The organism is Rhizobium sp. BK491, from assembly GCF_014194925.1.
Classification (GTDB): Bacteria; Pseudomonadota; Alphaproteobacteria; order Rhizobiales; family Rhizobiaceae; genus Rhizobium.
In genome coordinates, this window is the sequence record NZ_JACIAR010000002.1 from 920141 (window position 1) to 940536 (window position 20396).

Here is a 20396-nt window from a genome sequence, read left to right on the forward strand (position 1 = left end):
CGTAACGGGCATGAAGCTATAGCGAATAGAAGCAAATCAGGCGATCAGGTTCAGCCCAATGCCCCAGGGGTCGCGCAGCGATATGCCGCCATCACGTTTCTCGGTCTTGATTTCGTGCTTCTCCAGAGCCGCTGCTGCCTTGTCGAGCGCAGCTTTGTCGTTGAACCGCAGCGTATAGTCGGAAAGGCCGGTCATATGCTCGCTGCGCACGCCGGCGCCCCGGCTGTTCCAGGTATTGGCGCCGAGATGATGGTGATAGCCGCCGGTGGCAAGGAAGGTCGCGCCCGGATAGCGCGCCGCCATGACCTTCATGCCGAGCACGTCGCGATAGAAGGCGTTCGCTTCGGCCACGTCGCCGACCTGCAGGTGGATATGGCCGATGGCCGAGCCCTCTGCCATGCCGTCCCAGCGATCCTGCGGGGCGCTTTCGTAGAGCTTCTGCAGATCGAGCCGGAGCGTTGCCATCTCGACCGTGCCGTCATCGTGAAACGTCCATTGCTCATGCGGCCGGTCGGCATAAATCTCGATGCCATTGCCTTCCGGGTCGGACAGGTAAATGGCTTCACTGACGATATGGTCCGAAGCGCCTTCCAGCACGACATTGTTTTGGGCGGCATGGCGAAGCCAGCGCGCCAGCTCGATGCGGCTCGGCATCAGGAAGGCGGTGTGGAACAGGCCGGCGGCCGTTGCCGGTGCACGCGTCGCGGCCCGATCCGTCGTCAGCGTCAGAAGGGGATGACCGGTGACGCCCAAAACCTCGCCGCTTGCCGTCTTCTCGATGACCTTCAGGCCAAGCATATCCTGGTAGAAGCGCGACACGAGCGGTAGATCGGTAACGACAAGATGGGATCCGCCGACATAGGCAGGACGGGTCAAGGCGTAGGAGGGGGCGGCTTCGGTCATGGGGTGAGTTCCAACCTCGATAATCTTGAAAAAGGCAACCGGCGTCGGCGGCAATGGCCGCCAGCGGCGGGCAGGAGGGTTTCGCCGGTTGATATGCCTCTTTGATCCCCTGGCCCGCTGTACTTGCACATTCATATGGCGGATTTCGATTGTTCACAGAAGGCCATAAATTGCGGATTGAGCGTTCGCTTTCCATTGACGGGGGCGAGCAGGCCGTCAGCACGCCATTCACGAAGATTGATCGATGCGCGCGTTTGGCGCAGTTGCGTCCTCTTCGCTCCGGTGCAAGGATCGATGCGCTACGGAAACGGAACCGGATGAAATGACCGAGTACAGAGGCATCCGTTGGGCCTATGACCGATATGAGATTATCGCGGACGGCATCGTCAATGGTGTCGGCGTGGTCTTCGCGCTGATCGGCGCCACCGTATTGATCTTCTATGCGACGGTTTGGAGCTCCTACGGCGGTATCGCCGCCGCCTGGATCTATGGCGTCGGTCTGGTCCTGACGCTCGGAATGTCCTTCACCTACAATTTATGGCCCGTGTCTAGGACGAAATGGTTTCTCCGCCGCTTCGATCATTCCTTCATCTATGTCCTCATCGCCGCCACCTATACGCCTTTTCTGGAGCGGGGGGCCGAAGATCCGCTGCTTTTGGGCGTGCTGATCGCCGTCTGGGTCTTTGCGGCCTTCGGCATCATCCTGAAGGTCCTTTTTCCGGGACGCTTCGATCGACTGGCGATCCTGCTCTACCTTGCGATGGGCTGGAGTGGCATCCTCGTCGCCAAGCCCGTTTCCATGCATATCCCGTTTGCCTCGATGCTGCTCATCGTCATCGGCGGCGTGATCTATTCGCTCGGCGTGGTCTTTCACGTCTGGGAAAGGCTGCGTTTCCAGAACGCCATCTGGCATGGCTTCGTCGTTACCGCGGCCGCCGTACACTATTCTGCGGTGCTGACCTGTTTCAGCCTGTCGCCGGAAAATTTTTGACGATCTCAGCTGTGGGCGCGCATTTCTTCGTCGAACGCAGGCTGCGCACCAGGCGCATGACGACGGCGTCGTAGCGCTGCATATCAGCCTTTGAATAATCCATCTGGAAAAAGGCGGCGCCTCCGTTGCAGAGCGCGACCCCACGCACATAAACGATGCGCCCCTGCCTCGTGCCGGAAAAGCTGATGCCGCGCGAGTTCGATTTCGAATAGGAAATTTTCCAGCCCTGGTCCCTGGCGAGCGCCACGCGCCCATTCGCCTCTGAAATGAAATCGCCATTGGCGATCATCGTGCCGAAGACCTGCAGCGAAGCCGAGCGATCTGCCGGCGATAGCGAAAGCCGGTCGGTATCCTCGGAAGGGGCGGTAAGACGGAATTCCGACGGCAGCTCGATCGCATAGCCAAGACCTGCATTGTCATAGGACCACCAGTCCGCGGCAGAGACCGGGATGGTCGAAAGGAGCAGGAGGCTAATGACGCGGGTGAGCATTGCGGTTTCCGGGAGGCAGGGTCTGCTAACCGGTCAAGAGTAGCGCTTTTTTGAGCGCAATTTCCATAGCGGTTCAGAAAATACCGATAAATTAGCGCAAATTCATTACAACTTCATTGCGAGCCATGCAGTAATGACGGGAATTCGGCAATGGTGCGATGTCCAAACCGGCATCGTGGGCTTCCGGACGATCCGTTATGTCCCGCAACCGCTAAGGCCGCTGGCAGCAAAAATCGATTTCAGTGGTTTAAGTCCGGTTTTCCCTCGGCAGGGCTTGAGGCCATGTGCCCTTTCGCCTATCCCTTCAAGACCGCTACGGCTTTGCCGGATTCTGCATAAACGTTCAGTTTGGGGGGAACATGGCCGCCGCCGCCGCGGGCCTGACATTCCTGGCTCTATGCCTGCCCTTTCTCGGTGCGCTGATCGCGCCGGTTGTCGTTCGGCGTTTGGGCCACAATGCAGCGTGGCTCCTGGCGCTGCTTCCCGGCTTCGCCTTCCTTCATTTTGCGAGCCTCCTTCCCACTGTCGCCGCCGGTCGCATCCAGCTTGGCGGTTTCGATTGGGTGCCGAGCCTTGATCTTAGGTTTTCCTGGCTGATTGACGGCCTGTCGCTCACTTTCGCTCTGCTCATCACCGGCATCGGCACGCTGATCGTCCTCTATGCCGGCGGCTATCTGAAGGGGCATGTCGATCTCGGCCGATTCTTCTCGTTCATCTTTCTTTTCATGGGCTCGATGCTCGGGCTCGTGGTTTCGGACAGTTTCCTGACGCTCTTCGTCTTCTGGGAGCTGACCTCGATCACCTCCTTCCTGTTGATCGGCTTCGATCATCATCGGGAAGCGTCACGGCGGGCGGCGCTGCAGGCGCTCGTCGTCACTGGCGGCGGCGGGCTTCTGCTGCTGGCTGGCCTGCTGCTGATCTGGCAGGCGACCGGTATCGGCGCAATGTCCAATCTCCTGAAGGCCGGCGATATCATGCGCGCAAGCCCGTTCTATCTTGCAGCCCTCATTCTTGTGCTCTGCGGCGCCTTTACCAAATCGGCGCAGTTCCCGTTTCACTTCTGGCTGCCGAATGCCATGGAAGCGCCGACCCCGGTCTCGGCCTATCTGCACTCCGCAACCATGGTAAAGGCAGGCGTCTACCTTCTCATGCGGCTCAATCCGGTCATGGGCGGGACAATGGCCTGGCAGACGATCCTGCCGGCCTTCGGCGCGGCGACACTGCTCGTCGGAACTCTACTTGCCATTCGCCAGACCGATCTGAAGCTGAAGCTTGCCTATACGACAGTCTCCTCGCTCGGCCTGCTCGTGATGCTCACCGGTTTCGGCACGGATTATGCCGTCGAGGCCGCCGTCCTCTATCTCGTCGCGCATTCGCTGTTCAAGGGCGCCCTGTTCATGGTCGCCGGCATCGTCGATCATGAAACCGGGACGCGCGATATCACCCGGCTTGGCGGCCTGCGTTCGGCCATGCCGCTGACCTTTGCAACCGCGCTTGCTGCGGCGGTGTCGATGGGTGGTCTGCCGCCGGCTTTCGGCTTCCTTGCTAAGGAAGAAATCTATGCCGCGCTGGCGCAGTCATCGCCGGCTGCGATCATCCTCGCCATCATCGCCGTGGCCGGCAATGCGCTGATGTTTGCCATCGCCTTTGCCGTGGCGTTGAAGCCCTTCATAGGGCCGCGAACCGAAACGCCTCACCAGCCGCATGAGGCGCCACCATTGCTCTGGCTGGGGCCGGCGGTGCTCGCTCTTCTCGGCCTCCTGTCGGCTTTGTTTTCGGCCCCTTGGCACGCGTATGTCTCTTCGCCAATGGCGAGCGCCGTTGGCGGTAAGGCACTGGAAATCTCTGTCTCTTTGAGCCCGCATATCGGCTTGCCCCTTGCACTTTCGCTGGTCACCGTGCTGATCGGTATCCTTGTATATTGGCAGCTCGATCGCGCCCGCTTCCTGATGTCCGTTGTCCTGCGCGCATTCGGGCCGGGACCGGATCGCGGCTTTGACGGCTTCATTTTCGGCCTGGTGCGGCTGTCGCATGGCGTCTCCCGTCTCCTGCAGCCCGGCCGGCTGGAAATCTATGTCACCGTCACCTTCCTCTGCCTGGCGGCAATGCTGCTGATTCCTCCTATGATCCATGGCGAACTGCCCGCCATGCCAGCCTGGCCGAATCTGCAATGGCATGAGGCGACGATCTTCCTGATCGCGGTCATCGGCGTTGCGGCGGTGGTCTTTGCGCGCGACCGGCTGACGGCGATCGTTTCGCTCGGCATCCAGGGCTTTGCCGTCGCCGTCATCTTCCTGCTGTTCGGCGCGCCGGATCTTTCCTTCACGCAGTTCATGGTCGAGACGCTTGCGGTGGTGATTCTGGCGCTTGTCATGACGCGCCTGCGGCTTTCTCCTTCCGATCGCCGGCCACCGCTCGCCAGGATCGCCCATGCCGTGCTTGCCACTGCCTGCGGCAGCGGCTTTGCACTCCTGCTGCTAAAGGTGACCCAGGCGCCGTTCGATCTGACGCTGACCGCCTTCTTCAATCAATATTCGAAGCTGATCGCGCATGGCGACAATGTGGTGAACGTCATCATCGTCGACTTCCGCGGCACGGATACGCTCGGCGAAATCGCCGTCGTCGCCATAACCGGTCTTGCGATCCTGGCGCTGATCCGTATCCGGGCGGGCGGCGAACGCAAACTGGCGACGAATGACCCTGATCTTGAGGAGAAGCTCGGTTTCGAGGAAGGGATGGAGGCCAAGCGCTCATGAATACGCTGATCTTCCGCACCGCCGCGCCGTTTTTGACGGCCCTGATGTTGCTCTTCTCCGTCTTCGTGCTGCTGCGCGGCCATAACGAGCCCGGTGGCGGCTTTATCGGCGGCCTGATCGCGGCTTCGGCGCTCGCGATCTATGGCATCGCCTGTGGTGTGACCGCGGTCCGGCGCGCGATTGTCTTCCATCCGCTGTCGATTGCCGGCTTTGGGCTGCTTGCGGCCACCATCGCAGGCATCCTGTCCTTGTTGGCTGGCGTGCCGTTCATGACGGGGCTGTGGATCTATCCGCATCTCTTCGGTGTCGAAGTGCCGCTTTCCACCGTCATGCTCTTCGACACAGGTGTCTATCTGGTCGTCGTCGGTGCCATCACCTCGATCGCGCTCGCGCTCGAAGAGCGGGAGGTGGATTGATGGAGGCCGTCTTCGCCGTCGTCGTCGGCATCTTCTTCACCGCTGCCATCTATCTCATGCTGTCGCGGTACTCCATCCGCATCATGCTCGGCATCGCGATCCTCGGCAATGCCGTCAACCTTCTGCTGTTCACGGCAGGCCGCGTCACGCGCGAAGTCCCGCCCATCATCCAAAGAGGGGCAACCACGCTCGATCTTGCAGCCGCCAATCCGCTGCCGCAGGCCTTGATCCTGACGGCGATCGTCATTTCCTTCTCGTTCCTGGCCTTTCTGCTTGTCCTGACCTATCGGGCCTATCAGGCCTTGAAAACCGACGACACGGACGAAATGCGGCTCGCCGAACCGGAGAAGCGGCCGCTGCCGCCCTTGGGGTACTGACGCCATGGCCGGACCCACGGATACCGCAGTTGATCTCTCCCAAGCGCTGGTTGCCGCGCCGATACCGATGGGACATTGGCTAGTCATTTCGCCGATCGTCTTGTGCATCGGGCTCGGTGCGATCCTTCTGATGCTGCGCAATCGCACCGAATGGCAGGCGGCGGTCGCCATTCCCGGCCTTGTGCTGCTGGTTCTGATCGATGCCGCCTTGCTCTATAGGGTTGTCAGCGACGGCGCCGTGACCATGGTCATGGGGCGATGGCTGCCGCCCTTCGGCATTGCCTTCACCGTCGATATTTTCGGCGCGCTCATGGCCTTGACGGCGGCGGTCGTCGCGCTCGCGGCAAGTTTCTATTCGCTTGGCGAAATCACCGGGAGCAGCCGGCGATATGGCTTCTTTCCATTCCTGATGCTGCTGCTGGCCGGCGTCAGCGGCGCCTTTCTGACAGGCGACGTCTTCAATCTCTACGTATGGTTCGAGGTGCTCCTGATCTCTTCCTTCGGCCTGCTGATCCTCGGCTCGGAGCCGGAGCAGATCGACGGCGCACTGAAATATGCCGTATTGAACCTCATCGCGACCACGCTCTTCCTCGTTTCTGTGGGTTATCTCTACGCTGTTTTCGGCACGCTCAACATGGCCGATATCGCGGTGAAGGTGCGGGCGGGTGACAGTAACGCGCCGCTGATGACGCTCGCCGGCCTGTTCCTGCTGGCTTTCGGTATGAAGGCCGCCGCCTTCCCGGTCAATTTCTGGCTTCCGGCTTCCTACCACACCCCGCGCATCACCGTTTCGGCTTTGTTTGCCGGCTTGCTGACCAAGGTGGGCATCTATGCGCTGATCCGGATTCTGGTCATGCTGTTGCCTGTCGAGCGGGGAGGGCTCGGCCCGCTTGTTACGATCATCGCCATCGTGACTATGCTTGTCGGGGTGATGGGTGCGCTAGGTGCAAATGATATCCGCCGAATGCTGGGCTACATCGTCATATCCGGCATCGGCACGATGCTGGCGGGCGTGGCTCTCGGCAGTGTCGATGGTCTCAGCGGAACGATCTTCTACGCCTTGCATTCGATGGTGTTGATGACGGCGCTTTACCTGATTGCCGGGCAGGCGGCGCATCTCGGCGGAGGCTTTTCATTGACAGTCCTTGGCGGCATCTATCGCCAAAACGGCTGGTTTGCCGGCCTCTCGCTGGTCCTGTTCTTCGCCATTAGCGGCCTGCCGCCATTTTCGGGCTTCTGGCCTAAGGTCGTACTCGTCAAGGCGGCGTTTGCGGCAGGGGCCTGGTGGCTCGCCGCGGCAATCCTTCTGGTTGGATTCCTGACGACCATCGTTTTCGGGCGGGTGTTTCTTCTTGCCTATTGGCGTTCCGCCGCAGCCAGCGCCACGGCGGAGCGGATGAAATGGCATGCTGCACTGCCGCTTCTTGGTTTGACCCTGCTTGTCGTGGGCTTCGGCTTGTTTCCGGAATGGCTCCTGCGCTTGACGCATGCGGCCGCTCTCGGCCTCGAACAGCCGACGGCCTATCTGCAATCCGTCTTTCCGGCGGCGGGAGGCGCTCAATGATCCTGTTTATCTTCAACCTGCTGCTTGCCATTGTTTGGGTGGCCATCACAGGCAGCGCCTCTTTCCTCAACCTCCTGTTCGGCTTCGTCCTTGCGGCAGTTGCCCTATCGATCGTCCGGGCGTCCTATGGAGGCGGACTCTATCTGGGCCGGGTGCGCAAGATAATTTCGCTGTTGCTGCTGTTTCTGGGTGAGCTTGCCAAATCGGCCTGGGCGGTCGCCGCGGCGGTCATGAGCCCGAAGATCGACGTGAAGCCCGGGATCTTTGCATTTCCGCTGACGGTCGACCGTGATTTCGAAATCACTCTTCTTGCCAATCTGATCACGCTGACGCCCGGCACCCTATCCGTCGATGTTTCCGACGACCGTAAGATACTCTACGTGCACGCGCTCGATTGCTCCGATCCGGAGGCCATCCGGCGCAGTATCGCGGATGGTTTCGAACGCCGGATCATGGAGGCTTTCCGATGATCGCCGTATCCGTTGTTTCGGCCGGTGCAATGGTGGCGCTCGGCATTCTGAGCGTGGCGTTCCTGCTGACCGTCTATCGTGTCGTTGCCGGCCCAACATTGCCGGACAGGGTCCTGGCACTCGACATGCTGGTCGCGATCGCCATCGGCTTCATCGCTGTCATTGCCATCAAGACCGGGTTCACGCTGTATATCGATATCGCCATTTCGCTCGGTCTTGTCGGCTTTCTCGCCACCGTCGCCTTCGCGCGGTTTATCCTGACGCAGGCACAATCGAATGCGGCCGAACGGGTCGGCGCCGTGCAGAGTGCGGACGTCGCTGTCGAGGGCAGGAAGATACGAAGGCGCAAACGAAAGAAGGGAGGCCGATAGTGGATATGCTTTGGGCCGTCATAGTAACGGCGCTTCTACTTTCGGGTGCGTTGTTCTCGCTTATCGCGGCGATTGGCATCGTGCGCCTCCCCGATCTCTACAGTCGCATGCATGCCGCGTCGAAGGCGGGCACCGTCGGCTCCGGCCTGTTGTTACTTGCCGTCGGCATCCACTCGCAGGACATGGCGATTCTGGCGCGGGCATTGGCCGGGTTTGTTTTTTTCATCTTGACGGCGCCCATTGCGGCGCATCTTCTCGCGCGTGCGGCACACAAGGCAGGCCATCGGCTAACGCCGCCTTCGGTACGGGATGAACTCCTCGCAAGAGAGCAAATCGCAGTACGAGGATATAGAAAAAAGGGCTAACAAACGCGGAAATTGTTCTATTAGGAATAACTTTTCGCGTTATTAGTTACCTGCTTTTTAATAGATGAATTTTTTGCAAAGAAATGTAGGGATTAAAAACTGGACATTTGGGTAAAGAGTGCTAATTCAGATTCAAGTAGAGTTCTGATGTTAAGTTAGTCTCGACCGGGTTTAAGCTCTCGATGCTTTTATCTTTCTTTGATGAAACGCTGAGCAAAACTTTCTTCCGGTAAGCGATTAAAGATCGTTATCGCGGGTCACTAATTTTGATATCAGGCGGCAAGGGGCGGTTTTCTCTCGCATGAGGTCTAGGGGTGGATTTCATGCTGCGGGAAATTTGGCTTTATCCACCGTTTTCTTGCTGTCGACTGCTACGAATACGGGCAGTGCGTTCGCGCGGATTGCTCGGCGCTGGGAGATAGCGAAATCAACAGATTTCTTTAGCCGGGCGCAAAATTATTTAGCAACGTTGCGTCCTGCGTGCTCTTCGTAGGCGTGGACGCAGCAGGCAAGCCGATGAACAGGAGAACACAATGACAGATGCGGCCCTCGGCAACGGGCAGGAGTTACTGGTTGAACTGACTGCCGACATTGTTGCGGCCTATGTCAGTAACCATGTCGTACCGGTCAGCGACCTTCCGAATTTGATTTCCGACGTACATTCCGCCTTGAGCAGCACCTCGGCTCCGGCACCTGCCGTAACCGTGGTCGAAAAGCAGAAGCCGGCCGTATCCGTTCGTAAATCCGTACAGGATGACCAGATTACCTGCCTCGAATGTGGTGGCAGCTTCAAGTCTCTGAAGCGCCATCTCATGACTCATCACGGCCTCTCGCCGGAAGAATATCGTGAAAAGTGGGATCTCGCTGCCGATTACCCGATGGTAGCACCGGCTTATGCGGAAGCCCGTTCACGCCTTGCAAAGGAAATGGGCCTCGGCCAGCGCCGTAAGCGCGGCGCCCGCTAAGGTCTTCATGACAGACTGAAGATAATCCGGCTTTCGGGCCGGGTTATCCGCAATGATTGCTGGAAATCCAACCTACGCCGCGGTCCTGACCCGAGCCTCTTCGCGAATACGCTTGATCATCGAGCGCAATCCATTGGCGCGCTGCGAGGAGAGATGCTCCACCAGGCCGATCTTGCCGAAGACGTCGAGTGCGTCGAGAGCGGCGATTTCCGAAGCCGGCTTTCCGGAATAGGTTGCAAGCACGATCGCCACCAGCCCACGCACGATATGTGCGTCTGAATCGCCTTCAAAGGTCAATATCGGATTGTCTGGATCGCCAGATGCATGCGTGACGAGCCAGACCTGGCTCGCACAGCCCTGCACCTTGTTTTCCAGCGTCCGCTTTTCCTCCGGCAGGTCGGGCAGCGCCTTGCCGAGCTCGATCACAAAGCGGTAGCGATCCTCCCATTCGTCCAGGAAGGAAAAGTCTTCGATGATCTTCTCAAGCGGTGTCATTGCAGCAGTCCAGATTGTCCATTGTCTTGGATATAGGCGAAACGGTGCCCGATTTGAACCCAGCACGACAAAGAACGCCACCGACCACAGGGATCGGCGGCGCTGAAGTTGGGGCCAATGGAAGAAATGTCAGATATGTGGGCGCGGCATCGGCAGCGGAATGGAGGATGGCAGCTTGACCGTGCCGGTAACGACGACGTCAGCCGTTTCTGTACCAGTGATGCGCTTGGCCGGCATCGGCTGCGCCATGGCGGCAACCTGATCGGTGCCCGTGTGAGCCGTGGCGACAGCTGCCTGCGGATTTGCGGCTTGATCCTTGAAGTGACGGCCGAGCATGTCGTAGGCGACTCGAGCGCCGTCGCCAACCTGATAGCCGAGCGCCGTCAGTGTTTCGCCGCCCTTAGCACAGACATCCGGCTTCTCATTGCACATGGCGCCGACATATTGCACGACACCGGAGGCGGCTGAAATCGCATCGGAAACCTGTAGCGTCGTTTCACCTGCCGGTCGGGGAGCACCCTCGGGCTTTGCAAAGATCGGCAGGAACATGAGAACCAGCGAAAACCAGAACCCTGCTCTAATCAGAAACCACATCGCCTAGCCCATCCTCTCTGTCGATCGGCTCGATCGCCGATTCGGACTTGCCCGCCCGATCTGGTTCGAACCTACCCGGCAGAGGACAACAGCGCTTTTCAAAACTCGGCAGCATTTTCTGCAATTTTGATTCAAATTTTAGCTTTCCGACTTTGAAGAACACTTTGGTTCAAATTGTAGCAATTGATGTTAAGCATGTCTCGCCCGATGCCGTTGATATGCAGGGCTTTGCGGAGGCCGACCTCGTCACAAAAGTTAACGCGCAGCGGAAATATGAATAAAATCCGTTGCTTACCTGCTGTTAACCACAAAAAGCAAAGGTCGCTCGTTCTGCGCCAAAACGGGATTTTGAAGGCTTTTCGGCCGCCCGGCCCGTTCCTTCTTTATTCTTTCCTTAAGCCGCCGGAGCCTATTGTGCAGTCCGATAAGTGACCGTTTTGACGGGTTGTAGCGTGCGCGTATTGAGTGACATTTCTGTCGGGGCTGAAGCTCTCGTGGACCGGGTAGGCCGAAGCTGGCTCTCCCGGACGAGCGGGAATGGCGAAGTCCGTGGGCAGGAACTGGCGATCCTGCGCCGACTTGCGCTCGCCTCTTCCGTCGCGCTGTTTGCTGTTCCGGCCGGCCTTTCCTTTATTACCAGTCCGGCCGTGGCGCTGCCTGCCGGTGTGGCCACAGTCTGCGCGGCCTTCCTCTTCTCGGCCGTCGGCAGCATCGCGCTGTCGCGCCAGCGGCCCGAATCTCGTCCGGCCGAGGCCGTTGTCGTCGAGCACCGCGACCTGATGCTGGAGTCGGCCTTCGGTCTCGTCCTGCTCTTCGATTCCCAAGGCAATGTGACGACGGTGGGTGGTCGTGACCGCGCAGAATTCCTGAGCTGGATGCGCGATCCCACCGGGCGTGGTTTCGTCGAGCAGATTCATGTCTCGGACAGAATCGTCTTCCTGCAGGCAATCGATGTGCTGCGCCAGGGCAGGGATGCCCATGGCGCCGATTTGCGGCTGGAGCGCTCCGCGGTCGTGGGTGGCGATCAGCAGTTCGTTCATGCGCGGATGGAATTGAGTGCACGCCGCGATGCCGAAGGGCATCTGACGGCGATCATCGGGCAATTGCGCGATATATCGCAGGACCAGCAGCTTCGCGATGATGCGGCGCGCAAGGCGGCCGAAGCGGAATCCGCCAACGACGCCAAGTCACGCTTCCTCGCTGCCGTCAGCCACGAGCTGCGCACGCCGCTCAACGCTATCCTGGGCTTCTCCGATATTCTGAGCGGCGAATATTTCGGCAAATTGGAAAATGACCGCCAGCGCGAATATGTCGGCTTGATCCGCCAGTCGGGCGCCCATCTTCTGTCGGTCGTCAATACTATGCTCGACATGAGCAAGATCGAGGCCGGCCGCTACGAACTGCTGCTCGAATCCTTCGCGATCGAAGACACCATTGCGACGTGCGAAGCAATGCTGGGACTGCAGGCGAAGGAGAAGGGGTTGACGCTGACAAGCCGTATCCAGCGCGGTCTCGGCGAGATCGTCGCTGACCAGCGGGCGATCCAGCAGATCCTCATCAACCTGGTCGGCAACGCCATCAAGTTTACCGATGCCGGCGGCGCGATCACCATTGACGCGGCGATGGCCGATGGCATGCTGAAATTGTCGATCGGAGACACGGGCATCGGCATTGCCAGCGAGCGCCTTGCCTCGCTCGGTCAGCCCTTCGTGCAGATCCAGAACGATTACACCCGTCGTTACGCCGGCACCGGCCTCGGTCTGTCGCTGGTCAAAGGCCTCGTCGGCCTGCACGGCGGAAACTTCTCGATTGCCAGCGCGCCGGGCGAGGGCACAGTCATTACCATTCTCATTCCGTTCGACGGCTCTGGTGCCGTGACGATGCAGCAGCCTGTGGATGTCAATCGCCCTGTCAATTTTCCGCCGCGCCTGAAACATATTGTGGAGATAGATGAAGGGCGAAATAAGGAACTGATGAATGGCCCCGCAAAAGCGAAAATCGCCTAAGGGAAGGGGGAAGGGCAGGCGCAAGCAGCCCGGCCTGGCTTCCCGTGGTGCGGTTGCCCTTGGCAGCCTGAGCCTGCGCGGCAGCACCGCGCTGGGCGGCCTTGGCCTTCGCGGTGCGGGTGCGCTCGCCGCTCTGATCGGCAGTGCAGTCGGCCGTCATCCCGCCATTGCTGGCGGCGTCGCGCTCTTCTTCGGGGTTTTCGGTTTCGTCACCGCCAACGCGCTCTGGTATCAGACGGGCGCGCATCCATCGCCCATATTGCGAACCCGTGATCCGGCGTCTCCCTATCAGATCCCCGGCCGCAAATCCTTTTTGCATGCACAGCAGGCCGACGCAGGCAATGTCACCACCTTCCGGATCGAGCGGCAGGATTCGGCGTCCGATCTCGCCCCGCCGTCGTCAACCGGCCAGGTCGCAGCACAATCGTCCAGCGCGCCGTCGAAACTCATTGCCGATATCCAGGGCGAACTTATCCGACACGGCCTTTATGACGGCGCCGTCGATGGAAAGCCGGGATCGCGCACGACATCGGCTATCCTTTTCTTCCAGGAGGCGTCGGGCCTCTCACAGACCGGCACGCCGACGCCGGAACTTCTCGCCGCCCTTAAGGTCAGCAATGCCGCAAACGCCCAGGCTGCAAGCTACAAAATGAATACGACAGCTGTTGTTCCCGCCGCACGCCCCGTCAATATTTCCGCTACGGCGGATGCGATCGACCCGGTTGCCGCCGCCATCCAGAATGCCGAGAAGAACATTAAGACCGGCGCCGTCGCGGCCAAGGCGACGCCCAGCGATGCGGTCAACACGGTCAACATGGTCATGCAGATCCAGAAGGGCTTGAGCAACATCGCCTACAGCAACGTCAGCATCGACGGTGTTGCCGGAGAGCAGACGAAGGCAGCTATCCGGCGTTTCCAGAAGCACTATCGCTTGCCGGAGACCGGGGAGCCGAGTATGGCGGTCCTCAAGAAGCTGCAGGATATCGGCGCGCTTTGAGCGTGTCGTCCGAACGCTTATCCCTCGAGTTGGCACAATCGGGTAGGGGACGGCTTCGATTGCCTTGGCGGCCCGCCGTCGTTATAGCTCCCCTATGAGATTGCGCAGCGACATCTTTGTTTCCGCTCTTGTCCGCCGCCTGTTCGCCAGGGGCGATTTTGCTGCCGTGGAGCGCAAGGGCGAGGAGCAGGCAGGCGCGATCTTCATCCGCCAGCGTTTCCGCGACGGATTAGAGACCCTCTACGCGCCGGCACCGCAGAGCCTCTTCGATGAGGAGGAGAGCGGCACGCGGCTTTTCGAAATCCGCGTCGACCGCAGGGAGCCGCAAGAAATCCGCGAAACCCTTGATCGCGAGCTGAAGTTCGATCCCGATTTGTGGATCGTCGAGCTTGAGACGGACGATATCGGCGATATCGTCCCCTTGGCCGGTTTCCGCGCCAATCCGTTGGATTGAGCCGTCCTTATCGACGGTTCGCCACGCGTAACGCGCGCGTGGACGCCGAATTCGGCCCGAACAGCGGTGTTGCAGGACGCTGGGAAGGTTTTTCCTGTAGCAGGTAGGTGTAGCTGTCGGCGCGGCGCCAGGCCTCGACGCGCGCCTGACTTTCCTCCGCATCGATATCATCGAGCACCAGCCATGCCCGGCTGACGCTGCCGTGCCGTTCGGCCAGGTGCGGATAGAAGCGCTCGAGCGAATAGACGGCATCGGCAATGCCCATGCCGAGGCTGACGAGCGTGACGGCGAGTTGTTGCCCCGAAGTGTCGAGCAGGATGCGTTCGGCGAGCCAGTAACTGGAGGAGAGGGCATCGGCGAGCGTCGTTGCGAACTGCACCGCATCGCGCTCGCGTGCAAAGCGGACGAGGAGTGCCTCCTGCGTCTCGCTGAGGCTGCGCAGACCGAGCCGGTCGCTGTCGTCGCGGGTCAGATGGCGCGCAGCCTGTTTGATCTGCTGCCGCAGGATTTCCTCACGCGATTGCCGTTCGGTTTCTGACGTCTGGGCCTGCGATGAAACCATATCAACTGGCTGCTCCGCCACTGTCATACCGCGTTCCGGCTCTGCCTGATGCAGACCGACGAGCGCGTCTATGACTTTCGGGGACAGGGACGAGCGGCGGACGATCGCGCGCGCGTGGGCGGCCCCTTGCGTGCGGGCAATGGTGATAAGCGTTTCGTCATCGATCGCTTGCGAGCTTGTCAGGAAGGGAGCGGCGATCGCGATCGGCTGACAGCCGATGAACAGGGCAACGGCCTGCGGCACCGTTTCGCATTGGGAAAGGGCGGCAACTGCCTGTCGCTTCGCTTCGTCGGAGGATGCCTGGAAAACGGGGGTGAAAAGCTCCGCGAACTGTCGAAGCTCCGATTTGGACGGATGGCCCATGCCCTCGAAGCTGGTGATCGTCGCCATCAGAACCACGTCCTTCTTGCGGACAGTCGCAGGCTCTTCAAGGTCTCGAAACCGATCACGCACGCCAACACCCATACTGATACGCCGAACAAAAAAGCAGGGAGCCCCAAGATCGACCATGGCTTCCGCTTCAATTCATTCCAGTCGAACCGGACGACTCTTTCGATAAAGAGGGCGTTCTCGGCGATGACTATCGAAACGGGTATGGACACGGTCGTCCTTATCTGGCTTTCGCGAAAGACTAAGGCCGGCAGGGTTAATGCTTCGTGAAAACTTTATTAAAATCCGAATAAAAATTGCGCGTTAAGCTTGCGCGAGGAGTGCAGCGGCATTTTGTCCGCATGGACGGCAGTTTGGGCGCAAGCGGGCCTGTGGAAAACCTTTCTCGGCATAGGTTCCCATAGCGAAATTCAACCTATGAGTGCTTCCGTTGCGGAGATAGTCAAAAGCGACGTCACTCGCTGCAAAAGCGGAGATCCGGCCTCTTGATGCTGATGGGATTCTTTAGATGCCCTTGTGCTCGCGCAAGGCCGCGAGCAGCTTTTCCGAGGTGTTGTAGCCGGATTGAAAAAAGCCGATTGCCGCCGTGGCCGCGAACTGGGCTTCCGTACTTTTAATATCGATCCGCTTTTCCAGGCACCACCCGTCCAACGCATTACGCAGGACCGTGACATCCTCCGGTGAAAAGACGGAACTGCCCGTCGCAAACATTGATTGCCCTCGAATTTCAATTCTTACATTACGTTAATTTTTCGTGAGCGCAAATAATATTTGTGTGACGCTTTTCTGCAACGCGATGCCTCCCGCTCTGTTTACGTGGAAGCTCATCGTCGCAGTTAAGTATATAATATTATTAGATTTTATAGGAAAGCCGGCAGTTGGAATTTTTCCACTGGTGATGAAACCAAAACTGTCGCCCGAGCGTTAATAGAGCATGGAGAACGATACCGGAAATGAGTCGCGACGAGAATTAGCATTCTGTTAACTGCGATATGTATGAATTCCGATTGACAGCAGCCATTGGCAGAATGTGATCGAGTGTAAAGACAGCATGGGAGCCAAAAATCGGTGCTCATGCCACGGTGTAAGGGAAATGCCGTGAGAAGGCGTAGATGCCTCCATCGAAGCCCTAGCAGAGAGGTTGGATGGAGGAAGCGCTAGCCCGCTTCAGCAGCGGGCAGGGTGAAATCCAGTCGCAGGTTCATCCGTCTCGAGACGTTAATGGAGACGAGAATGGCAAAGATCATATCTCTTTCGGATTGGCGTTTGCGTCTGCCGCCGCGCGCCCAGAAGGAACCGGTGGAGGCGAGAATACTCTTGTTCACCGGCGTGCGTTACGAACATCTTGATACGCCAACGCATCGGCCCGGCGCAGGACCGAAGCGGGCAAAAGGGAAATAATCACGTCAAACGAGCAAGTGCGCAGCGAATTCGCGCGCACTTGCCAGCTGCGGCCGCAATCAGCTGTTCCGCGCTCATACCGGCAGCTATCCCGGATCAACCTAGCTCCAGCCGCTTAATTGGCGGCCTGCGGTTCCAGCAATATCTCAGCCCAAGAATATCTCAGCCATTGTCGAATTCATCGCACCCGGCCTGTGAGAGAAATTCCCGCGCCGCATTGTCGAAGCTTGCCTGCGGCGCCATCGTGCGTAGGACCGCATAGCCTTGAGACCGCGGCACTTCCACCAGGATCGACTGGGCAAGGGCGGGCGGTAGTGCCTTGCGTATGCCCGTCAGCTGAACGGGGGATGCAAGCAGCAGATCGAGCGCTCCGCCGACCGATGTGCGGTCGCTCATGCTGAACACTTCATTGGATGCCGCGTCATAGATGGCAAGCGACCAGAACGGCACCTTGCCCTTCGCGGTCAAATGAACAGGCGTATCCTCGATGTCGAAAGCGCAGACGGCCGTGCGGATGTAGGGATCAGTGTTGGAAAGCCCCGCGTCATCGTCCTTGTTGTCGAGCATATAGAAATGGTTCTCGTCACCTTCGTCCGACACACGTGTATAGGCGTCACGATCGGAGAAGTGCGGCAGCGACAGAATGATGATGATATGCAGCAGTACCGCACCGAATAGGCCGGTCAGAATCGCAAAGACGAATCTAAACATTGCCGCATCCGATCTTCTCGAGTTTCGGCATACCGAGATCGATCAGGCCGGAATTGCTGGCCGCCGGCGAATCCAGGAGTGTCCATACCAGACGGAAATTCCCGGCCGTCGGCAAGGCAAGCCAGTTGCCCGCCTGCGCAGAGGATGAAACGGTGATGTTAAAAGTTGAATCCGGCTTGCGCAGCACCACCCAGGAATTGATTGTGGAGGGACGGCCGGCAGCATCCTCGATCGGCCGGCCGTCATTGCCGGCGATGAAGAGGGTCCATAGTCTCGCCGGCGGCGTCTGGCCGCTGATGCGGTAGGTGCAATTTGCGGTGAGCCGCGCTTTGCCGTCATCGTCGGAGGCAGTAAACACCAGCCCTTCGGCGGTGCCATAGAGCAGCCGCCCGGCACGCGCTCTATGGGATTTCGCATAAGGGTCCGCATCCGCTGTCTGCATTTCGGGGAAAGCCTGCCAGGCGCCAAGCTTGATCGCGCCGAAGCCGGAGGTGGCATCCAGCGCCAGAAGCGTGAACACGATCCCGCCGCCAAAGGCGATGACAAGCGAAAGCGCAACAAGAAGGGGAACTCGGAACACCTGGGATCGTCCTCGTGACAAATCAGTGCCGATTTATTCCTGATTCTGGCGATAGGGGGAAGGGTAGGCCACTATTTACGGCTGTCTTGAGAGCAATGGCGAAGATCGGAAACGGCAGCTGGCATCCAAAAACACCGGCTTCTGTCCTTCCGTTCGACGGCAGGGCTTGCCGCTGCCATCAGCGCCGCGCCGCCGCGCATTTCCTGGGGAACTGGTTATTCAGGCGCTGTCGTGCTGCGATGCTCCGCCGTCGCCACCTTCTGCGCCCCGAGGGGTGTTGCGGCCTTCAGCCTTTCGCCGATATCGCGCAGGATGCTTGTGGAGTCGACCGAAAGCGAGCGCGGACGCACCAATGGCGGCAGGCCGCCATTGGCAGGGTCGGCGGGCTTCTTGGCCGCAACCGTTTGTGGTTTCTGTACAGGGAAAGGGTTAGCGATGCCGGGGATCGGTTTCAGTACGATGCCCTGATTGGCGTAATCCATGATCTTCTTGAAGGTCATGGCCGGCAGGGTGCCGCCCGTCATGTTGTTGGTGGAGGTATAGTCGTCGTTGCCGAACCAGACCGCGCAGGTGTAATTGCCCGTAAAGCCGATGAACCAGGCGTCGCGATAGGCCTGAGTGGTGCCGGTCTTGCCGCCGACCACGATGCCGTTGTCGAGGGCTGCCTTGCGGCCGGTGCCGATCACCGGAACCTGCGTCAGCATCTGGTTCATGTAGGACGTGGCTTTTTCGCTGAGAACCCGTTTTGCAGGGAACTCGTCGTGACTGAAATCGTAGAGCACCTTGCCGTCATAGCCGGTGATCTGCTCGATGCCGTGACGCCGCGACTGCATGCCGTTGGCCGGGAAGACGGCATAGGCGGTCGCCTGGTCGAGAACGGTCACTTCCGATGTGCCGATCGGAATGGTCTTGTCGTTGCGGATCGGCGTCTCGACGCCCATGGCCTTGGCCATGTTGCGGATCGGCTGAATGCCGAATTTCTCCTTGGCGAGTCGTACGGGAATGGTGTTGATCGACTGCGTCAGCGCCTGGGTGAGCGTCACCTTGCCTTCGTAGCGGTTCTCGTAATTGTGCGGGCTCCAGTTGCCCCAGCTGATCGGCGCATCGACGATGGTGGATGTCGGCGTCATGCCGTTCTCCATCGCAACCGAATAGGTATAGATCTTGAAGGATGAACCGGGTTGGCGCAGCGCCTTGGTCGCGCGGTTGAATTGGCTTTCGCCGTAATCGCTGCCGCCGACCATGGCGCGCACGGCGCCGCCGTTTTCGATGACGACGGAAGCACCCTGTTTGGCCTTATAGCGCTCGCCGAATTCCATCAAACTGGATTGGACCGAATCCTCCGCCGCCTTCTGCAGCCCCATATCGATGGTGGTGCGCACGATCAACGAGCGCTCGGGGAACCGGTTTGAAAGCCGCTGTACCTCGTCAAAGGCCCAGTCGAGGAAATAATCCGGGGATTCGATCTGGGCGCGGTCGACCACTGAAGCCGGGTTGCGCCGTGCGGCGACGACCTGTCCCTCGGTCATCAGCCCGCTCTGCACGAGATTGGACAGCACGTCGTTGGCGCGGGCACGAGCGGCGGGCAGGTTAACATGCGGCGCATATTTCGCCGGCGCCTTGAAGAGGCCGGCGAGCATTGCAGCTTCGGCCAGATTGACGTCGGTAATGCTCTTGCCGAAATAGAATTGCGCCGCCGCCGCTGCGCCGAAGGTGCCGCCGCCCATATAGGTGCGGTCGAGATAGAGGCTCAGGATCTCCTTCTTGGAGAGATTGGCCTCGAGCCAGATCGCCAGGAAGGCTTCCTTGACCTTGCGTTCGATGGAGCGCTCGTTGCTGAGGAAGATGTTCTTGGCAAGCTGCTGCGTCAGCGTCGAACCGCCTTGGACGACGCCGCCGGCCTGCGCATTGACGGTGACCGCGCGGAACAGGCCGATGACGTCGATGCCGAAATGGTCGAAGAAGCGCCGGTCCTCGGTCGCCAGCACCGCCTTGATGAAATAATCCGGCAGCTGGTCGACCGGCACGGAATTCTCGTGAATGATGCCGCGATGGCCGATGACATTGCCGTAGCGGTCGAGGAAGGTGACGGCGAAATTGCCGCGGTTGCGCCAGTCGCCCTGTGTGGCCTCGAAGGCCGGCATGGCGAGCATCAGCATGACGACGGAACCGGCTGTTCCCAGCGTCAGGCCTTCACCGAGCAATTCGAAAAAGATACGTTTCCAGCCGCGAACGCGGAAGCGGCGGAAGAAGATGGTGATCTCTTCCCACGCCTCGGCGAGACCGAAGCCGGCATTCCATAAAGTGGAATCGATCCATGAATCGAGGCGCAAAAAGAAATAGCGCTTCCGACGCCGCGGCTTTTCGGCCCCGTTATCCCTAGGCGTCTCGGGCGCCATCTTCGGCCCGTTTTCTGGATTGGATGGGTCTTCCACGCTCTACTTCCCGACCACATTGCTGCCGCGTGTCTCCTTGTGGCACACGCAAAGCCCATTATCTCATAGAACGGCTAATTGAATAATTGGTTGATTTAGAGAA

The 20396-nt window shown here is 59.5% G+C and carries 22 protein-coding genes; 13 read left to right on the top strand and 9 right to left on the bottom strand.

Annotation, left to right across the window (positions count from 1 at the left end; translation table 11 throughout):
* Nucleotides 1-36: 36 nt before the first annotated feature.
* Entirely contained in the window at nt 37-903 is an 867-nt protein-coding gene (locus tag FHX05_RS12385; protein ID WP_112335617.1) for a VOC family protein, read from the bottom strand.
* 322 nt (nt 904-1225) lie between these two features.
* Here FHX05_RS12385 and FHX05_RS12390 point away from each other — a divergent pair, with 322 nt between their 5' ends.
* Nucleotides 1226-1894, top strand: a complete 669-nt coding sequence (locus tag FHX05_RS12390) for a hemolysin III family protein (RefSeq protein WP_112335618.1) — start codon at nt 1226-1228, stop codon at nt 1892-1894.
* Here FHX05_RS12390 and FHX05_RS12395 read toward each other — a convergent pair.
* Complete coding sequence (locus FHX05_RS12395; protein WP_112335619.1) at nt 1869-2384, bottom strand: hypothetical protein; 516 nt, start codon at nt 2382-2384, stop codon at nt 1869-1871. The genes FHX05_RS12390 and FHX05_RS12395 overlap by 26 nt on opposite strands.
* 359 nt (nt 2385-2743) lie before the next feature.
* Between FHX05_RS12395 and FHX05_RS12400 the strand changes: the two genes are divergently transcribed.
* From FHX05_RS12400 to FHX05_RS12435, 8 genes are all read left to right on the top strand, one after another.
* On the top strand, nt 2744-5140 hold the full coding sequence (locus FHX05_RS12400; protein ID WP_183871956.1) for a putative monovalent cation/H+ antiporter subunit A: 2397 nt from the start codon (nt 2744-2746) through the stop codon (nt 5138-5140).
* On the top strand, nt 5137-5556 hold the full coding sequence (locus FHX05_RS12405; protein ID WP_112335621.1) for a Na+/H+ antiporter subunit B: 420 nt from the start codon (nt 5137-5139) through the stop codon (nt 5554-5556). Before FHX05_RS12400 ends, FHX05_RS12405 begins: the two co-directional genes overlap by 4 nt.
* A complete protein-coding gene (locus FHX05_RS12410) occupies nt 5556-5933 on the top strand; it encodes a Na+/H+ antiporter subunit C (RefSeq protein ID WP_112398199.1) in 378 nt (125 codons plus the stop codon). The genes FHX05_RS12405 and FHX05_RS12410 overlap by 1 nt, the downstream gene beginning before the upstream one ends.
* Nucleotides 5934-5937: 4 nt before the next feature.
* Nucleotides 5938-7497, top strand: a complete 1560-nt coding sequence (locus tag FHX05_RS12415; RefSeq protein ID WP_183871958.1) for a Na+/H+ antiporter subunit D — start codon at nt 5938-5940, stop codon at nt 7495-7497.
* The gene (locus tag FHX05_RS12420) at nt 7494-7967 is read left to right on the top strand and encodes a Na+/H+ antiporter subunit E (protein WP_183710656.1); all 474 of its coding nucleotides are present in this window, start codon (nt 7494-7496) and stop codon (nt 7965-7967) included. The genes FHX05_RS12415 and FHX05_RS12420 overlap by 4 nt, the downstream gene beginning before the upstream one ends.
* Entirely contained in the window at nt 7964-8338 is a 375-nt protein-coding gene (locus tag FHX05_RS12425; RefSeq protein WP_183871960.1) for a cation:proton antiporter, read from the top strand. Before FHX05_RS12420 ends, FHX05_RS12425 begins: the two co-directional genes overlap by 4 nt.
* Nucleotides 8335-8703 (top strand): monovalent cation/H(+) antiporter subunit G, encoded by a 369-nt coding sequence (gene mnhG / locus FHX05_RS12430; protein ID WP_183872444.1) that lies wholly within the window; start codon nt 8335-8337, stop codon nt 8701-8703. The genes FHX05_RS12425 and mnhG overlap by 4 nt, the downstream gene beginning before the upstream one ends.
* Before the next feature lie 533 nt (nt 8704-9236).
* The gene (locus FHX05_RS12435) at nt 9237-9668 is read left to right on the top strand and encodes a MucR family transcriptional regulator (RefSeq protein ID WP_015339209.1); all 432 of its coding nucleotides are present in this window, start codon (nt 9237-9239) and stop codon (nt 9666-9668) included.
* A 72-nt stretch (nt 9669-9740) separates the two neighbouring features.
* Here FHX05_RS12435 and FHX05_RS12440 read toward each other — a convergent pair whose 3' ends face one another.
* Together FHX05_RS12440 and FHX05_RS12445 are read right to left on the bottom strand one after the other, a co-directional pair.
* Nucleotides 9741-10163 (bottom strand): SufE family protein, encoded by a 423-nt coding sequence (locus FHX05_RS12440; protein ID WP_112335627.1) that lies wholly within the window; start codon nt 10161-10163, stop codon nt 9741-9743.
* A gap of 129 nt (nt 10164-10292) precedes the next feature.
* Entirely contained in the window at nt 10293-10757 is a 465-nt protein-coding gene (locus tag FHX05_RS12445) for a DUF5330 domain-containing protein (RefSeq protein WP_183871962.1), read from the bottom strand.
* A gap of 452 nt (nt 10758-11209) precedes the next feature.
* Between FHX05_RS12445 and FHX05_RS12450 the strand changes: the two genes are divergently transcribed.
* The 3 genes from FHX05_RS12450 to FHX05_RS12460 all read left to right on the top strand — a co-directional run bounded on the left by FHX05_RS12450 (nt 11210) and on the right by FHX05_RS12460 (nt 14214).
* Complete coding sequence (locus tag FHX05_RS12450; protein ID WP_183871964.1) at nt 11210-12763, top strand: ATP-binding protein; 1554 nt, start codon at nt 11210-11212, stop codon at nt 12761-12763.
* A complete protein-coding gene (locus FHX05_RS12455) occupies nt 12735-13760 on the top strand; it encodes a peptidoglycan-binding protein (protein ID WP_183871966.1) in 1026 nt (341 codons plus the stop codon). Before FHX05_RS12450 ends, FHX05_RS12455 begins: the two co-directional genes overlap by 29 nt.
* A 94-nt stretch (nt 13761-13854) precedes the next feature.
* Complete coding sequence (locus FHX05_RS12460; protein ID WP_112335631.1) at nt 13855-14214, top strand: DUF1491 family protein; 360 nt, start codon at nt 13855-13857, stop codon at nt 14212-14214.
* Between the two features lie 7 nt (nt 14215-14221).
* On the opposite strand, the gene FHX05_RS12465 is transcribed toward FHX05_RS12460, so the two are convergent.
* Nucleotides 14222-15229 (bottom strand): DUF2336 domain-containing protein, encoded by a 1008-nt coding sequence (locus tag FHX05_RS12465; protein ID WP_348648314.1) that lies wholly within the window; start codon nt 15227-15229, stop codon nt 14222-14224.
* Between the two features lie 441 nt (nt 15230-15670).
* A complete protein-coding gene (locus tag FHX05_RS12470; RefSeq protein ID WP_183871970.1) occupies nt 15671-15877 on the bottom strand; it encodes a hypothetical protein in 207 nt (68 codons plus the stop codon).
* Between the two features lie 522 nt (nt 15878-16399).
* Between FHX05_RS12470 and FHX05_RS12475 the strand changes: the two genes are divergently transcribed.
* On the top strand, nt 16400-16567 hold the full coding sequence (locus FHX05_RS12475; RefSeq protein WP_015339217.1) for a hypothetical protein: 168 nt from the start codon (nt 16400-16402) through the stop codon (nt 16565-16567).
* Nucleotides 16568-16729: 162 nt separating this feature from the next.
* Here the strand turns inward: FHX05_RS12475 and FHX05_RS12480 are convergent, their stop codons facing one another.
* The 3 genes from FHX05_RS12480 to FHX05_RS12490 form a co-directional block, all read right to left on the bottom strand.
* Complete coding sequence (locus FHX05_RS12480; protein ID WP_183871972.1) at nt 16730-17278, bottom strand: DUF1254 domain-containing protein; 549 nt, start codon at nt 17276-17278, stop codon at nt 16730-16732.
* On the bottom strand, nt 17271-17858 hold the full coding sequence (locus tag FHX05_RS12485; protein ID WP_112335633.1) for a DUF1214 domain-containing protein: 588 nt from the start codon (nt 17856-17858) through the stop codon (nt 17271-17273). Before FHX05_RS12485 ends, FHX05_RS12480 begins: the two co-directional genes overlap by 8 nt.
* A gap of 215 nt (nt 17859-18073) precedes the next feature.
* Nucleotides 18074-20293, bottom strand: a complete 2220-nt coding sequence (locus FHX05_RS12490; protein WP_183871974.1) for a transglycosylase domain-containing protein — start codon at nt 20291-20293, stop codon at nt 18074-18076.
* Nucleotides 20294-20396 lie beyond the last annotated feature (103 nt).